Genomic DNA, 566 nt, shown 5'->3' on the forward strand with positions numbered 1-566 from the left:
ATTGATGACATACTTGAGCTGGTCAATATCCAGCCCTCGAGCAGCGACATCCGTTGCAACTAAGGCGCGTAGTTTGTTTTGCTTGAAGTCTTCCAGTGCACGCTCACGAGCGCCTTGAGACTTGTCACCATGAATAGCTGCCGTCTTGAGCCCATCCTTGATCATTTCTTTGGAGAGCTCGTCAGCGGCTTGCTTGGTGCGTGTAAAGATGAGTACCTGCTGCCAATTTTTAGAGCCAATTAAGTAAGACGTTAATTCGCGCTTGCGATCCTTGTCGACGGTGTAGACCATTTGTTCAACTTTCTTAGCGGCGGTATTGCGAGCATCGACTTCAATGAGCTTGGGGTCTTTTAATAATTTTTTGCTCAGATCGAAAATAGCCTGATCGAAGGTTGCAGAGAATAGCAGGGTTTGCCGCTGTTTAGGCATGCCCCTCAAAATACGATTTATATCATTAATGAAACCCGTGTCTAGCATACGGTCTGCTTCATCAAATACTAGGAACTCAATGTGATTTAAGTCGATACACTCCTTCATGAGCAAGTCGAGTAAACGTCCAGGTGTAG

1 protein-coding gene is annotated in these 566 nt (G+C 45.8%); it reads right to left on the bottom strand.

Translation table 11 applies throughout. The features are described from left to right. On the bottom strand, positions 1-566 hold a 566-nt coding region (locus A3757_RS05045), incomplete at both ends, for a helicase-related protein (RefSeq protein ID WP_156506187.1).

The organism is Oleiphilus sp. HI0117 (genome assembly GCF_001635235.1).